Genomic DNA, 14,910 nt, shown 5'->3' on the forward strand with positions numbered 1-14,910 from the left:
CGGCGGGTCCTCCGCCCTTCGAGCGGGAGCGTGCATGCAGGGATCGGTCATTCTCGACGTCATTCTGGTCGTGCTGCTCCTTGCCAGTCTGGGCGCCGGCTACCGCAGTGGCCTGATCGGCAGCCTGAGCGGTGTGCTGGGCCTCGTCGCCGGCGCCGTCGCGGCGTACTTCGTGGTGCCGCTGGTGCCCACCTGGGTGCCCGCCGCCGAGTGGCGCACTCCGGCCTCCATCGCCGCGGCGCTGCTGCTGGTGATTGCCGGGCTCACCATCGGCGAGTCGATCGGTCTGGCCCTCCGCCGCCGCACCCCGCGCAAGCTGCGCGGCGTCGACAGGCTCTTCGGCGCCGTGATCGGCGTGGCCGCCGCCGCTGCCGTGATGTCGATGGTCGCGTTCAGCGTCGGCGCCCTGGGCATTCCCCCGCTCACCTCCGCCATCGCCTCGTCGGGGGTCGTGCGCACCATCGACTCGGTCACCCCCGATCCAGTGAAGAGCTTCCTCGCCCAGCTGCGTTCCACCGTCGTCGACGACGGCCTGCCCCTGATCGCGGATGCCTTCGGCGGCCAGAGCCCGACCCTGCCGGAGGCCCAGCTCGACAGCGCCGCGCTCGACACGGCCGCGGCATCCGTGCTGCGTATCACCGGCAACGCCGTCGCCTGCGGCCAGAGCCAGTCCGGGTCGGGATTCGTGATCGCCCCCGAACGCGTGATGACCAACGCCCACGTGGTGGCCGGGGTCACCGAAGCCGTCGTGGAGGTGCCGGGAGCCGGTGCCCTGACCGGCGAGATCGTCTACTTCGACCCCGTCGACGACCTCGCGATCATCGCCGTACCCGGTCTGGCCGCCGCACCGCTGACCCTGCAGGGTGACCTGGCCGTCGACAGCGAGGGCGTCAGCCTGGGCTACCCGTTCGGCGGGCCCTTCGACTCCGATCCGGCCAGGGTCATGTCGGTCGGTTCGATGCTCGTCGCCGACATCTACGGCCAGTCCCCCACCGCCCGAGCCGTGTACACGCTCGCCGCGGACGTGCAGCAGGGCGAGTCGGGCGGCCCGCTGCTCAGCGCCGACGGCCGGGTGGCCGGCGTGATCTTCGCCAAGGCCGCCAACACCGCCAACGTGGGCTACGCCCTGGCGATGTCCGAGGTGGCCCCGGTCGTCGACCAGGCCGACGGCCTCTCCGCTACGGTCAGTTCCGGTACCTGCATCCAGGGCTAGGTCCGCGGGAGCGGGGGTATGGTGACCGCATGACTTTTCGGCCAGAGGATTACCGGGCCCCGCTCGAGCAGGCGGTTCGGTTCGCCGAAGAGTGGTTGGATTCGCTGCCGTCCCGACCCGTGAAACCGGCGGCGCCGGTCGACCAGCTGGCGGCGGCCTTCGCCCGGGCCCTTCCGGAGGAACCTGCCGATCCCGCCGCGGTGGTGGCCGAGCTGGCCACGCTGGCCGAACCCGGACTGATGGCCATCGGCTCCGGCCGCTTCTTCGGCTGGGTGATGGGCGGTACCCTGCCCGCGGCCCTGTCGGCGGACTGGCTGGTGAGCGCGTGGGACCAGAACGGTGGGCTGCGCTATGCGACGCCGGCGACCGCAGCGATCGAGGAACGAGCCGGGGCCTGGATCCTGGACCTGCTGCATCTGCCCGCCTCGAGCGCGGTGGGCTTCACCACCGGCGGCACGATGGCCAACTTCGTCGGCTTGGCCGCCGGCCGAGGCGCGGTGCTCCGCGCAGCGGGCTGGGACGTCAACCGGGATGGCCTGACCGGCGCACCCCGGGTGAACGTACTGGCCGGCGCCGAGGTGCACAGTTCGGTGATCCTCGCTCTGCGCTACCTGGGCTTGGGCGAACCGACCCTCGTCGCCGCCGACCCGCAGGGACGCATCCGTCCCGGCGCCCTCGCGGACGCACTGGCGACGGTCACCGGTCCCAGCCTGGTCGTCCTTCAGGCCGGCAATCTGCACTCGGGCAGCTTCGACCCGATGCGCGAGTCGATTCGGGTGGCCCACGATGCCGGGGCCTGGGTGCACGTCGACGGCGCCTTCGGGCTGTGGGCGGCAGCGAGCCCGCGCTGGGCTCCCGCCCTGGCCGGACTGGACACCGCCGATTCGTGGGCGACGGATGCCCACAAGACCCTCAACGTTCCCTACGATTGCGGCATCGCCATCGTCGCCGACCCGGCCGCCGCGCGGTCCGTGTTCGCGGCACACACCAGCTACTTCGTCCGGGACGACGCCGGCACCGCCGACCCGATGGATCTGGTTCCTGAGCTGTCCAGACGCGCGCGCGGCGTTCCGGTGTGGGCGGCGATGCGCTCCCTCGGTCGCAGCGGCACGGTTGCCCTCGTCGAGGGACTCGCCGACAACGCCAGCGCCCTCGCCGCAGGGTTGGCGGCGCTGCCCGGTGTCGAGGTTCTCAACGACGTGGTCTTCACCCAGGTGTCGGTCTCGTTCGGCACCGATGACCGCACGGTCCGGGTGACGCAGGCCCTCATCGCGGACGGGGCGGTCTGGATGTCCGGGTCGGTCTGGTCGGGGCGGGCGGTGTTGCGCATCTCGGTCAGCAACTGGTCCACGGATGCCGCCGATGTGGCCGTGGCCGTCGACGCCGTCGCGCGCGCCCTGGCCACGGTCACCACCGCCGACCGGGAATGACCCCACTCGCACAGCTGGCAGACTGGATCCATGACTATCACCGCCGCCGCAGACGGCTCGGCCCTTGGCAACCCCGGACCGGCCGGCTGGGCCTGGTACATCGACGACAACAACTGGGCCGCCGGCGGCTGGAAGCACGCCACCAACAATCAGGGCGAGCTCAAGGCCGTCCTCGAACTGTTCCGCGCCACCGCGCACGTGGACGACGACCTGCTCGTGCTCTGCGACAGCCAGTACGTCATCAATGCCATCACCAAGTGGATGCGCGGCTGGAAGGCCAAGGGCTGGCGAAAGGCCGACGGCAAACCCGTGATGAACCTCGACCTGTTGCAGGAGCTCGACGAGGCCCTGGTGGGCCGCAGGTACCGCTTCGAGTGGGTCAAGGGTCACGCGAACCACCCGCTCAACGAGGCCGCCGACTCCCGCGCCCGCGCCGTCTCCGAGGCGTACCAGCGGAACGCCACGATCCCCACCGGGCCGGGCTTCGTGGCCGGCGGGCCTGTGCCGGCTGCCGCGGCTGGGAAGACGGCGGCAGCGACGGCCCCGGCTACGAAGACCGCGCCGGCGAAAATCGCCGCACCACGCGCATCCGCCGACCTGGGCCTGTTCGACTTCGAGGTCGAGCGCCCGCACACCGTGCAGGTGGCGCTGAGCGCCGAGGAACTCGGCCGGCTCAAGCGCCGGGCGAGCGGCCGCGGAGTCAGCCCGGAAGAGCTGCTCCGCGACCTGATCTGACTAGCGTCGCGGCTTGACCTTCGGCTTCGCGGCGTTCTTGTTCGGCAGCAGCGTGTTGGCCTCGTCCAGCGACATCCCGTTGGTCTCCGGCACCTTGGTGAGCACGAACAGGAACGACAGGCCGGCGAACAGGGCGTACATGCCGTAGGTGAGCGGCAGCGACCAGGCCGACATCGGAGGGAACGTCACGGTGATGAGGAAGTTCGCGATCCACTGCGCGGCCGCGGCCAGGCCGAGAGCCTTGGCGCGGATGGTGTTCGGGAAGATCTCCCCGAGCAGCACCCAGACCACCGGCCCCCAGGAGGCGCCGAACGAGATCACGAAGACGTTCGCAGCCACGAGCGCGATCGGTCCCCACGCCCCCTGCAGCGCGAGCTCGCCGTCGACCATGACCGACTGGCTGAACGCCACGGCCATAGTCGCCAGCGACGCCGTCATGCCGATGGAACCGGTCAGCAGGATGGGCCGGCGACCGATCCGGTCGACCAGCGCGATGGCCACCAGGGTGACCAGAATGTTCGTCACGGACGTTGCGACCGAGATGGCCAGCGAGCTGGACTCTTCGAAGCCCACCGCGCTCCACAGCGTGGTGGAGTAGTAGAAGATCACGTTGATGCCCACGAACTGCTGGAACACCGACAGGATGATGCCCACCCAGACGATGGGCTTGAGACCGAGCATCGGGCCGCGCAGCGACCCGGTGCGCTTGGCGCGGGTGTCGTCCTCGATCGAGGCCTTCATGTCGCGCAGCTCACGGTCCACGTCGCCGTGCGGCCACACCTTGTGCAGCACCTCGCGGGCCTTCTCCTCCTTGTCGTGCAGCACCAGGAAGCGCGGCGATTCGGGCAGCAGCAGCGCGATCACGCCGTATACGACCGCGGGGATGGCCGCGACCAGGAACATCCAGCGCCAGGCCTCGAGTCCCCACCAGAACATCTCGCTGGCGCCGCCGGCCGTCGACGCGAACACGGCGTCGGAGAGCAGGGCGGCGAAAATACCGATGGTGATGGAGAGCTGCTGCAGAGAGCCCAACCGGCCGCGCATCTGCCGTGGCGAGATCTCGGCGATGTAGGCGGGGGCGACCACCGAGGCGAGCCCGATACCGATGCCCCCGACGATGCGCCAGACGATCAGATCGACCACCCCGAACGCGAGTCCGGAGCCGATCGAGCTGGCGAAGAACACGATGGCGCCCACGAGCATCACCGGGATGCGCCCGAACTTGTCCGCGAACCGTCCGCCGAGGAAGGCGCCGGTGGCCGCGCCGAGCAGGGCACTGGCCACGGCGAACCCGGTGATGGCCTCGGTGAGGCCGAACTGCCCCTGGATGGCCTCGACCGCACCGTTGATCACCGACGAGTCGAACCCGAAGAGGAACCCTCCGAACGCGCCGGCGATGGCCAGCGCGATGACCTTACGATTTGTCGCCGGTTTGCCATCCCCGCCAGCCGGTGAGCCGGCCGGCGTCCGGTCTTTCTTCGGTTCTGTCCTGTTGGTCATCGCCACTTCCCCCGCATTCGCTGGTGTCTTCGCCGTCTGGGCAACCCGAAAATCCTACGCCTGCCTCGCACCGGCGGATGACACACCGCGGGATGTCGCCGTTCCGACGATCACCCGACTAACGCCGCGGCACCGGCATCGCCTTCGGCTCCGCCTTCGACTTTGCGGAGTTCTTGTTCGGCAACAGAGTGTTCGCCTCGTCCAGCGACATCCCGTTGGTCTCGGGCACCTTCGTGAGCACGAACACGAACGACAGCCCAGCGAACAGGGCGTACACACCGTAGGTGAGCGGCAGTGACAGCCCCGCCATCGGCGGGAACGTCACGGTGACGAGGAAGTTCGCGACCCATTGGGCGGCGGCAGCCAGGCCGAGGGCCTTGGCACGGATCGTGTTCGGGAAGATCTCCCCGAGCAGAACCCAGACCACCGGTCCCCAGGAGGCACCGAACGACATCACGAAGACGTTCGCCGCCACGAGGGCGATCGGTCCCCAGGCACCCTGCAGGGCGAGTTCGCCGTCGATCATGACCGACCGGCTGAACGCCATCGCCATGGTGGCCAGCGACACCGTCATGCCGATGGAACCGGCCAGCAGGATGGGACGGCGGCCGATCCGGTCCACCAGGGCGATCGCCACCAGGGTGACCAGGATGTTCGTCACCGATGTGACCACCGAGATGGTCAGCGAGCTGGACTCCTCGAAACCTACCGCGCTCCACAGCGTGGTCGAGTAGTAGAAGATCACGTTGATGCCCACGAACTGTTGGAACACCGACAGCAGAATGCCCACCCACACGATGGGCTTGAGGCCGAAGACCGGGCCACGGAGCGAGCCGGTGCGCTTGGCCCGCACATCGTCCTGGATCGAGGCCTTCATCTCGCGCATCTCGCGGTCGACATCTCCGTGCGGCAGCACCCGTTCGAGCACCTCGCGGGCCTTGTGCTCCTTGTCGTGCAGCACCAGGAAGCGCGGAGACTCGGGAAGCAGCAGAGCGACGACTCCGTAGATGAGGGCCGGGACCGCGCTGACCAGGAACATCCAGCGCCAGGCCTCCAGGCCCCACCAGAACATCTGGCCGGCACCGCCGGCGGTAGCGGCGAAGATGGCGTCGGAGAGCAGCGCGGCGAAGATACCGATGGTGATGGAGAGCTGCTGCAGCGAGCCCAAGCGGCCACGCATCTGTCGTGGCGAGATCTCGGCGATGTACGCGGGCGCCACGACCGAAGCGAGCCCGATGCCGATACCGCCGACGACCCGCCAGAGAATGAGGTCGACGACGCCGAAGGCGAGCCCTGATCCGATAGAGCTGGCGAAGAAGATGATCGCGCCGACGAGCATGACCGGGATACGGCCGAACTTGTCCGCGAAACCGCCGCCGAGGTAGGCGCCCGTCGCCGCTCCGAGCAGGGCGCTGGCCACAGCGAACCCCGTGATGGCTTCGGAGAGGCCGAATTGACCCTGAATGGCCTCGACCGCCCCGTTGATCACGGAGGAGTCGAACCCGAAAAGGAACCCTCCGAACGCGCCGGCGATGGCCAGCGCGATGACCTTACGATGTGTCGCCGGCGTGACCGCCGGTGTCGTTTCTCTCGTCAATTCCGTCGTGGCTTGCATAGAAACTTCCTCGTTTTCGCTGGTCATCGCCGTCTGGGCAATCCGTGAAGACTACGCCTGACCCACACTCGGGGGGACCAGGAGATGGAGTCCAACGTCCTAAATGTTGTGTGAGCCGCTATATTCGGTCATCTTTCGCGGGCGCACCGAGCGTGGTAGGTATGGCCCATGACGCGATTCCTCGGGGTGGATCTGGCTTGGGCAGAAGGCACGGCCGCGAAACCGGCCAATGAGAGCGGGCTCGCCTGCATCGACGAGACCGGCCGAGTGATCGACGCGGGGTGGGCCCGCGGCATCGACGAGGTCGTCGACTGGATCCAGCGGCTAGGCGAGCCGGGCGCTGTACTCGCCATCGACGCACCGCTCGTGGTGAACAACGCCACTGGAATGCGGGAGTGCGAACGGGAAACCGGTTCTCGCTACGGTCGCTGGCACGTGGCGGCCAACGCCTCAAATCAGGCCCTGCCGCGTCTCGGCGGGGTCACCCTGCGCGGTCGGCTGGAGCAGCTCGGCTGGGCCTACACCGATGGCCTTGCCCCCGTCGGTGCACACATGTGCAGCTTCCTGGAGTGCTACCCCTACACCACCCTGGTTGGCGCGCCGGAGTTCGGTTACGACGACAAACGGCCCCGATACAAGCGGATGGGGTCTGCCCTCCCGATCCTCGAACGTCGCGCGGAGCGTGCCGTGGTCTGCGACGACCTCATCGAGCGGATGTGGCGGCTGAACGCGGCCTCGCCGCCCCTGGACCTGGCCACCCACGCGGTCTCCGACAGCCTGGTCACCGAGCCGACACCGCTGGCCGACGCCGCCTACAAGCACCGCGAGGATCTCATCGACGCGTTGCTCTGTGCCTGGACGGCGTCGCTCTGGCACCGCTACGGCACCGCACGCAGCCAGGTCCTCGGCGCCGCTGACCCGCTGGTCGTGGACGGTCGCCGGGGCACCATCATCGCGCCGGCCCGTCTTGAGCAGCGCCGCGGCGACGACCGGGTCCGGGCCGCCGCGCTCGAGGCAGTCATGGTCAATTCCGCCGCGTTCAGCGCACCGGCAGCCAGCGCCCCTTCACCCGTTCGGTGACCAGCCAGCTCACCGGGGCGGCAACCAGCCGGGTCTGCGCCACGACGTGGTCGCCGATGGCCAGTGCGGCGGTGCCGTCGTCGGCGGTGAAACGCACCGTGGCGCGGGCCGACCCGGCCACCACGGCCAGGTCGGAGGCCTCCACGGTGGTGAGCTCCGCGGCGGCGCCGGCTGCGGCGGGCAGTACGGCCTCCGGTCGCACCCCCGGCTGCAGGGTGCCGATGGACATGATCACGCGGTAGGACGGCATCGCCCCAGAGTACGGGGCCTCACTCAGAAGGCGGCAGCTGTTGCAACGACCAGGTGTTGCCGTCGGGGTCGGAGAAGTACACGAATCGGCCCCAGTCCTGCTCGTCCACCTCGCTGGCCTCCACGCCCGCGGCCACCAACTGGGCCCTCGCGGCATCCGCATCGGCGACGACCATCTGCACGCCCCGCTGCGAGCCGGGCGGCATATCGGTCATGCCCTCGCCGAGCACGATCGAGCACGCGGATCCCGGCGGGGTCAGTTGTACGAACCGCATGGCCTCGTTGACCCTCTGGTCGTAGTCGGCGTTGAAGCCGACCTGGTCGACGTAGAACGCCTTGGCCCTGTCGACGTCGGTGACCGGGATGCTGACCAGTTCGATCTTCATGTCCATGGCGAACCTCCGGTTATGGGCTGAGTGTCACTCGAACGGCGCCAGCCTACGACGGGGCGGGTGCCGCCGCTAGAAGCGGATGTCGCGGCGCGACCGGGTGACCTCGGCCAGCACGTCGGGCAGCACCTGCACCCCGGTGCCCGGGCCGGTCGGCACCCGCAGGTGCCCGTCCTGGAGGACGAACGGGGCGGTGAGGTCCTGGGCGTAGTAGCGGTCGGAGGCCGAGGTGTCCCCCGGCAGCACGAAGTTGGGCAGGCCGGCGAGGGCCACATTGGCGGCCCGGCCGATGCCCGTCTCGAGCATCCCGCCGCACCAGACCGGTACCCCGTGCGCGGCGGCCACGTCGTGGATGCGGCGGGCCTCGAGGTAGCCGCCCACCCGCGACGGCTTGACGTTGATGATGCTGCACGCGCCCAGGCTGATGGCCGCGGCGGCATCCTGCGCCGACTCGATCGACTCGTCCAAGCACACCGGGGTGCCAATCAGCCGGGCCAGCGCCGCGTGCCCGAGCAGGTCCCGCTCGCCCAGCGGCTGCTCGATCAGGAGCAGGTCGAACGGGTCGAGCCGGGCGAGGTGCCGGGCATCCGCCAGCGTGTATGCGGTGTTCGCGTCGACCTGCAGCAGCAGGTCGGGGCCGAACCTCTCGCGCACGGCACGCACCGGGGCGAGGTCCCAGCCCGGTTCGATCTTGAGCTTGATGCGTAAGTAGCCCTGGGCGAGGTAGCCGGCCACGGCCTCGAGCAGCTCGTCGACGGTGTCCATGATGCCCACCGAGACGCCCGCCGGCACTCTGTCGTGCACGGCGCCGAGGTAGCCGCCGAAGGATTGGCCGCTCTGGCGCAGTTGGGCGTCGAGGATGGCCGCCTCCAACACGGCCTTGGACATCTGGTGGCCCTTGACCGGGGCGAGGGCGGAGCCCACCCGCTCGGCCGTGAGGTCGTCGCCGAGGGCCTGCAGCCGCGGGACGAGGTGTTCCCGGATCACCAGGTCGCTGGCATCGATGAACTCCGAGCTGTACAGCGGCCGCACCTCGGCGGCACACTCCGCCCAGCCCTCGGCGTGGGCGGTCGAGACGTGCACCAGGGTGATTTCCCGCTCGGTGATGGTGCCGAACGAGGTGCGGAACGGCCGCACCAGCGGCAGGCTCACCCGGCGCAGCTCGATGTTCTCGATTCTCATGTGCCGGAGTTTACGGCGCATGCCCAGCCATCCGCACGGGATCGTCGATTAGGGTTCGAAGAATGAGCAGCCTCGTTGATGGATTCGTGAGCAGTTGGCGTTCGCACCTGCTTGTCACCCTCTCGGGCAACGACGAGGGCCGGCCGGCCTGGGTCGGCACCATGGAGCTGGGCGACGACGCCGGCTTTTTCGGGCCCGGTTCGGCGTCCTGGGCGGTGCACGGCGGCATGGCCACCATGGTCGCGGGCATCCGGGCGCTGCTCATGCAGACCCTGCACCCTGGCGCGATGGCCGGGGTGCACGACTGGTCCAGGTACCGGGAGGATCCGCTCGGTCGGCTCAGTGGCACCATCCAGTGGCTGGTCACGGTGACGTTCGCCGCCACGGAACAGGCCGAGCGTGAGTCCGGCCGGGTCGGCCGGTTCCACGAGCGGGTCGTGGGCAGCTACGTCGACGCGCAGGGTGTTCAGCGGCCGTACTCTGCCGGCGACCCCGAGCTGCTGTCCTGGGTGCACGTGGTGTTCACGGATGCCTTCCTGGCCAGCCACACGTTGTGGGGCGGCCCGATCCCGGGTGGCGCCGACCGGTACGTGCGGGAGTGGGCGAAGGCCGGCGAGCTCGTCGGCGTGCAGGACCCGCCCCGGTCAGACGCCGAGCTCGCTTCGCAACTGCGGGCGTTCTCCGACGCGGGTGTGCTGATGGGCGGCGACCGGGTCGCGGAGGCCGTGCGGTTCATCAGGCACCCGCCGCTCCGGCGCGGCATGCTGCCGTTCTACCGCATCATGTTCGCCGGCGCCGTGGCATCGATCCCGGTCGAATACCGACGGATGCTGGGCCTTCGCCGCAGCCCCCTACCCGTGGTCTGGGCCACCGGCGCTGTGCTCGGCCTGGTCCGGCTGCTGCTCGGCGCGTCCTCCACCTCGGAGGACGCGGCCCGGGCCCGGATCAAGCGCCTCGCCGTGTCCTAGCCGCGCACCCGGCGGGATTCCCGGAGGAGGGTGAGGGTGATGGCTCCGGCGGTGACGGCGACCAGGGCCGCCGCGATGGCCAGGACCAGCGCACTCGGCTGCACGATCGACTGGCCGGCGAGGGCCTGGCCGGTCACCAGGGCCAGCACGCCCAGGTAGAGGCCGACCAGGGCGCGCAGAATGCCGCGGCGCGCGAGCGGACGGGCGAGGGCGGGCATCCGTCGGGCGAGGGCTTCGAGCAGCAGGGCCGCCAGCGGCAGCACCTGCAGGGCGTGCATGCCCACGAAGTGCGGGATGCGCAGGTCGCCGGCCACGGTGCTCCAGCCCAGCAACGGCAGGCTCGGACCACCGTCGGCGACTCCGACGGTGTGCGCGCCCACGATGCCCTGGTAGTCGTCGAGCTGGGCCGCGGTGGGTCCGGTCATCAGGAACGCCAGGCCCATGCCGACCAGGGCGATGAGCAGGCCGGACCGGATCGCGAGGGCCCGGCCCGGGTCGCCGAGGTCGGCGCGGAACAGCAGGAGTGCGATCGGCACGGCGGCGACCCAGACCGTGACGATGGATGCCGCCATGACCGACCAGAGGGCGGCATGGAACCCCGTCGACACATTGAAGTGGCTGGTCAGGCCCGCCGCGGCGACTCCAACGATGATCACCATCTCCACTACGAGGAACACCGCCGCGACGGTGCCGGCCCACCAGGCCAGTCGACGAGACCGAGCCTGAGCCGCTGGCAACAGCCCGATCAGCCAGGACAGGGTCACGGCGTAGATGCCCACCGAGAGGGCGAATTTGAGCGGCTTGGCCCAGAGCGGCGCACCCGTGAGAGTGCGGGGATCGACAACGAGCCCCACCAGCGCGCCAGCGGCGACGACGGCCATGGCGACGGCCAGCCAGAGCAGCGGCCGGTGCCAGCGGATGGCGGGCAGGGAACTCATGAGGCACCTCCGGAGTAGCGCTGGGACGAGACGTGCTCCTGCGCCGCTCGGCGGAGGGCGGCAAAGAGGGCATCGCCGAGCACGGTGCCCACGACCACCATCTCCGTCTTGGATTCGCGGTCGGTGCGGGCGTCGATCTCGTCAAGGTCGGCCTCGGCCACGGCGAGCGCCGCGGCCGCATAGCCGGGCACCCAGCCGCTGAGGTCGGGCTGGCCGAGCTCGGCGAAGGTCTGCAGCACCCTGGCCGCGGCCAGGCGGCCGGGATTGTCCGGCGATACGTGCCATCCGCTCAGCACCGCATCGACCTGGGCCACGGCCTCGGGCGACAGGGCCGTGCCGTCGATCTGGGGCGAGACCGTGCGCTGGGCGATGTCGAACGTGTGGGACAGGCCCAGATCCGAGTCGATGGCGTCGATCACCTGGTGGGCGGCGGCGATGCTGAGTCCGCCCACCTCGAGCAGGCCACGGATGACGCGCAGCCGGCGCAGGTGCTCCGGCCCGTACAACGACTGGTTCGGCCCCCGCCGCTCGCCCGCCGGCAGCAGGCCCTCCCGCAGGTAGTACTTGATCGTCGCCACCGGGATCCCACTGGTCGTGCTCAGCTGCGCCATCCTCATGCAGATAGTTTAGCTATCGGATAGTGGAACTGTCTATACCCGGGAGCTGCGGCGCGATCCCCGTGACACCGCGATTACAGTTGCACAGTGTCCCAACGCCCCGCCATCCCCATCCCGCCGACAGTGCGCGCCACCCTACGTCGGCCCAAGGCCCTCAGCGTCGAGGTGCTCGCCGGAGTGGTCACCACCCTGGCTCTGATCCCCGAGGTGATCTCGTTCTCGATCATCGCCGGTGTCGACCCGAAGGTGAGCCTGATCGCCTCCGTGGTTCTGGCCATCTCGATGTCGTTCCTCGGCGGCCGCTCCGCCATGATCACCGCCGCCGCGGGGGCCGTCGCCCTGGTGGTGGCGCCGCTCGTGAAGGACCACGGGGTGGAATACCTGCTGCCCGCGGTGCTGTTGGCCGGGATCGTGCAGATCCTCTTCGGTGTCACGGGCCTGGCCCGGCTGATGCGGTTCATCCCGCGGTCGGTGATGATCGGCTTCGTCAACGCGCTGGGCATCCTGATCTTCGTCGCCCAGGTGCCGCACCTTCTGGATGTTCCGTGGCTGGTCTACCCGCTGTTCGCCCTCACCATCCTCATCGTGCTCGGGCTGCCCCGCTTCACCAGGGTGGTGCCCGCTCCGCTGGTGGCCATCGTGGTGGTCACCGCGATCGCCATGACCTGGCACCTGGCCGTGCCCACCGGCGGCGACCAGGGCGACGTGTCCGGCGGCCTGCCCGGCATCACCTCGCTGCTCGTACCGCTGAACCTGGAGACCCTGCAGATCATCTGGCCCACCGCGCTGAGCGTGGCCTTCGTCGGGCTCGTGGAGACCCTGCTCACCGCCAAGCTCGTCGACGACATCACCGACACCCGCTCCCCCAAGGGCCGCGAGGCGTGGGCGCTGGGGATCGCGAACATGCTCGCGGGCCTCTACGGCGGCATCGCCGGCTGCGCGATGATCGGCCAGACCGTCGTGAACGTCAAGCTCGGCCGGGCCCGCACCCGCATCTCCACCTTCGTGGCCGGGGCCTTCCTGCTGTTACTGGTCACCGCCCTCAGCGGCCTGATGGAGCAGATCCCGATGGTGGCCCTGGCCGCCGTGATGATGGTCGTGGCCATCACCACCGTCAACTGGCACAGTGTGCGTCCGGGCACCCTGCGCCGGATGCCTGTGCCCGAGACCGTCGTGATGCTCACCACCGTCGCCGTGGTCGTGGCCACCCACAATCTGGCCATCGGCATCGGCGCCGGCGTCGTGCTGGCCATGGTGCTGTTCGCGCGGCGGGTGGCGCACGTGGTTCGGGTGGACCGGGTGCTCGCCGACGACGGCCAGTCGGTGCGCTACGCGGTGAGCGGACCGCTGTTCTTCGGCAGCAGCAACGACCTCGTCGAGCAGTTCTCCTACGGGGTCGACCCCGCCGTCATCGACGTGGACCTGTCCCAGGCGCAGATCTGGGATGCGTCCACCGTCGCGGTGCTCGACTCCGTCGAAACGAAGTACCGCCAGCACGGCGCCACGGTCACCTTCCACGGCCTGGACGAGCGGAGCCAGGCCATGCACGGGCGGCTGACCGGGCAGTTGTAGCCCGGCCAGGGTGCCGCCCCCGCTCGTGGCATGTGACGTGCGCGGCGGCACATGTTCTAGCGCGTGCCGCCGGAACCACAGCGTGCCGCGGGAGCCAACCCGTGCCGCGAGCCGCCCCTACGCCCCGGCGAAGAACGCGCCGATCGCGGCGGACAGCGAGAACGGGTCGTTCACATGAGCCAGCTCCCGCGCCGAGTGCATCGACAGCAGCGGGATGCCCACATCCACGGTGCGGATGCCCAGCCGGGTGGCCGTGAGCGGCCCGATCGTGGAGCCGCAGGGCACCGTGTTGTTCGACACGAACTCTTGATACGGCACGCCGGCCGCGGCACTGCAGCGCGCCCAGAGGGCCGCACCGGCCGCATCCGTCGCGTAGCGCTGGTTTCCGTTGATCTTGAGCAGCGGGCCCCGGCCGGCCAACGGCAGGTTGGCCGGGTCGTGCCGCTCCGGGTAGTTCGGGTGCACGGAATGGCCGGCGTCGGCCGAGACGCACCAGGAGTCGGCGTAGGCGCGCTTCCGCTCCGACATCGTGGCACCGAGGTCGTCGCCGATGCGGCTGAGGATGTCGTCGAGCATCGGCCCGCTCGCCCCCGACCTGGACTGCGACCCCAGTTCCTCGTGGTCGAACGCGGCGAGCACGTTGATGGTCTCCTCGCTGCCCGAGGACCGGATCAGCGCCACCAGGCCGGCGTGCACCGAGGAGAGGTTGTCCATCCGGCCCGCGGCGAAAAGCTCGTTGTGCAGGCCGAACCGGGCCGGCGGGTTGGTGTCGGCGGTGAGGATGTCGTAGCCGGCGACGTCCTCGGGCGCCACCCCGGCGAGCGCGGCCAGATGCCCGACCAGGTCGGCCTGGCGGAGGTCGCCCACCCCGAACACCGGGTTGAGGTGCCGCTGCCGGTCGAGGCTGAGAGCCTCGTTGGCGGTGCGGTCCAGGTGCACGGCCAGCTGCGGGATGCGCAGGAACGGGCCGGTGCGCACCAGGTGCGCCACCCCGTCGGTGCTGACCAGCCGGCCGGCGAGCTCGAGCTCACGGTCGAGCCAGGAGTTGGCCAGCGGACCGCCGTACACCTCGACGCCGGCCTGCAGCCAGCCGTAGGACCCGGTGGTGGGCTTGGGCTTGAGCTTGAAGCCCGGTGAGTCGGTGTGTGACCCGAGGATCCGGAACGGCGTGGTCGGCGTGGCCCCGGCCGGTTGCACCCACGCGACGATGGCGCCGTCCCGCACGACGTAGAAGCGGCCGGCGCTCGTGCCGGCCGTCCAGTCATCCGCCTCGTCGCGGCGCTCGAACCCGGCGTCGTCGAGCCGCCGGGCGGCCTCGGCTGCCGCGTGGTACGACGACGGCGACGCGGTGATGAAGCTGGCGAAGTCGTCGATGTATGCCGAGAGTGAAGTCATGACTCCATCCAACCACCCGCACCTCGA

The 14,910-nt window shown here is 70.0% G+C and carries 14 protein-coding genes; 6 read left to right on the forward strand and 8 right to left on the reverse strand.

Annotated elements, in window-relative coordinates:
- The first annotated feature begins 34 nt into the window (after positions 1 to 34).
- The 3 genes from RCH12_RS12750 to RCH12_RS12760 are packed head-to-tail and all read left to right on the forward strand — an operon-like array spanning position 35 to position 3,378.
- Entirely contained in the window at positions 35 to 1,213 is a 1,179-nt protein-coding gene (locus RCH12_RS12750) for a MarP family serine protease (protein ID WP_327017090.1), read from the forward strand.
- 29 nt (positions 1,214 to 1,242) lie between these two features.
- Positions 1,243 to 2,643 carry a pyridoxal phosphate-dependent decarboxylase family protein gene (locus tag RCH12_RS12755; protein WP_327017091.1) on the forward strand — a complete coding sequence of 467 codons (1,401 nt, stop codon included), beginning with the start codon at positions 1,243 to 1,245 and terminating at the stop codon, positions 2,641 to 2,643.
- 30 nt (positions 2,644 to 2,673) lie between these two features.
- Entirely contained in the window at positions 2,674 to 3,378 is a 705-nt protein-coding gene (locus RCH12_RS12760) for an RNase H family protein (RefSeq protein WP_327017092.1), read from the forward strand.
- Here RCH12_RS12760 and RCH12_RS12765 read toward each other — a convergent pair whose 3' ends face one another.
- On the reverse strand, positions 3,379 to 4,878 hold the full coding sequence (locus RCH12_RS12765) for a sugar porter family MFS transporter (protein ID WP_327017093.1): 1,500 nt from the start codon (positions 4,876 to 4,878) through the stop codon (positions 3,379 to 3,381).
- Positions 4,879 to 4,996: 118 nt separating this feature from the next.
- Complete coding sequence (locus RCH12_RS12770; RefSeq protein ID WP_327017094.1) at positions 4,997 to 6,493, reverse strand: sugar porter family MFS transporter; 1,497 nt, start codon at positions 6,491 to 6,493, stop codon at positions 4,997 to 4,999.
- A 168-nt stretch (positions 6,494 to 6,661) separates the two neighbouring features.
- Here RCH12_RS12770 and RCH12_RS12775 point away from each other — a divergent pair, with 168 nt between their 5' ends.
- Positions 6,662 to 7,573 carry a DUF429 domain-containing protein gene (locus RCH12_RS12775; RefSeq protein WP_327017095.1) on the forward strand — a complete coding sequence of 304 codons (912 nt, stop codon included), beginning with the start codon at positions 6,662 to 6,664 and terminating at the stop codon, positions 7,571 to 7,573.
- On the opposite strand, the gene RCH12_RS12780 is transcribed toward RCH12_RS12775, so the two are convergent.
- The 3 genes from RCH12_RS12780 to menC form a co-directional block, all read right to left on the reverse strand.
- Complete coding sequence (locus RCH12_RS12780; protein WP_103430619.1) at positions 7,533 to 7,823, reverse strand: hypothetical protein; 291 nt, start codon at positions 7,821 to 7,823, stop codon at positions 7,533 to 7,535. The two genes, RCH12_RS12775 and RCH12_RS12780, sit on opposite strands and share 41 nt — an antisense overlap.
- A 19-nt stretch (positions 7,824 to 7,842) precedes the next feature.
- Positions 7,843 to 8,214: a glyoxalase superfamily protein gene (locus RCH12_RS12785; RefSeq protein WP_103430620.1), complete on the reverse strand. Its 372-nt coding sequence runs from the start codon at positions 8,212 to 8,214 to the stop codon at positions 7,843 to 7,845.
- A 69-nt stretch (positions 8,215 to 8,283) separates the two neighbouring features.
- Complete coding sequence (gene menC / locus RCH12_RS12790) at positions 8,284 to 9,393, reverse strand: o-succinylbenzoate synthase (protein ID WP_327017096.1); 1,110 nt, start codon at positions 9,391 to 9,393, stop codon at positions 8,284 to 8,286.
- A gap of 62 nt (positions 9,394 to 9,455) precedes the next feature.
- Here menC and RCH12_RS12795 point away from each other — a divergent pair, with 62 nt between their 5' ends.
- Positions 9,456 to 10,361 carry an oxygenase MpaB family protein gene (locus RCH12_RS12795; protein ID WP_103430622.1) on the forward strand — a complete coding sequence of 302 codons (906 nt, stop codon included), beginning with the start codon at positions 9,456 to 9,458 and terminating at the stop codon, positions 10,359 to 10,361.
- Here RCH12_RS12795 and RCH12_RS12800 read toward each other — a convergent pair.
- Positions 10,358 to 11,299 carry a hypothetical protein gene (locus tag RCH12_RS12800; protein WP_327017097.1) on the reverse strand — a complete coding sequence of 314 codons (942 nt, stop codon included), beginning with the start codon at positions 11,297 to 11,299 and terminating at the stop codon, positions 10,358 to 10,360. The two genes, RCH12_RS12795 and RCH12_RS12800, sit on opposite strands and share 4 nt — an antisense overlap.
- Positions 11,296 to 11,916, reverse strand: coding sequence for a MerR family transcriptional regulator (locus RCH12_RS12805; protein WP_327017098.1), 621 nt, complete (start codon positions 11,914 to 11,916; stop codon positions 11,296 to 11,298). The genes RCH12_RS12800 and RCH12_RS12805 overlap by 4 nt, the downstream gene beginning before the upstream one ends.
- Before the next feature lie 87 nt (positions 11,917 to 12,003).
- Here RCH12_RS12805 and RCH12_RS12810 point away from each other — a divergent pair, with 87 nt between their 5' ends.
- On the forward strand, positions 12,004 to 13,488 hold the full coding sequence (locus RCH12_RS12810) for a SulP family inorganic anion transporter (RefSeq protein ID WP_327017099.1): 1,485 nt from the start codon (positions 12,004 to 12,006) through the stop codon (positions 13,486 to 13,488).
- 117 nt (positions 13,489 to 13,605) lie between these two features.
- Here RCH12_RS12810 and RCH12_RS12815 read toward each other — a convergent pair whose 3' ends face one another.
- Positions 13,606 to 14,883: a M18 family aminopeptidase gene (locus RCH12_RS12815; RefSeq protein ID WP_327017100.1), complete on the reverse strand. Its 1,278-nt coding sequence runs from the start codon at positions 14,881 to 14,883 to the stop codon at positions 13,606 to 13,608.
- Positions 14,884 to 14,910 lie beyond the last annotated feature (27 nt).

Source organism: Cryobacterium sp. MP_3.1, assembly GCF_035984795.1.
Taxonomy (GTDB): domain Bacteria; phylum Actinomycetota; class Actinomycetes; order Actinomycetales; family Microbacteriaceae; genus Cryobacterium; species Cryobacterium zongtaii.